We start from the raw sequence: 322 nt of genomic DNA on the forward strand, positions 1-322 counted from the left end.
CGAATGTCGGCTGGCATCTGATGGTTGCACGCATTACCAGGAGCCGCGTGGCGATGGCCCAGGACCAACCCGTCCAAGCGTCACGTGACGCTCACGCCGCACTCGCCCTTGCCGTCGAAATCGGGGCCGCGGCCGGGGTTGCGGAGATCTTCGAATGCCTGGCGGCGCTCTCCGGTGACCGCCGGGAAGCAGCGCGGCTCTACGGCGCCGCGGTGTCCATCCGGGACACGCTGGGCGTCGGACGCTTCCTGATCCACCAGGCGGGCTATGAGGCGTCAGTGGCGGTCCTGCGGGAGGCGATGGGGGAGACGGAGTTCGACGC

1 protein-coding gene is annotated in these 322 nt (G+C 69.3%); it reads left to right on the forward strand.

Translation table 11 applies throughout. The features are described from left to right. Positions 1-47: 47 nt before the first annotated feature. The coding region (locus FVA95_RS29575) for a hypothetical protein (protein WP_149666964.1) at positions 48-322 on the forward strand (275 nt) is incomplete at its 3' end.

The organism is Pseudonocardia sp. EV170527-09, assembly GCF_008369905.1.
Taxonomy (GTDB): Bacteria; Actinomycetota; Actinomycetes; order Mycobacteriales; family Pseudonocardiaceae; genus Pseudonocardia.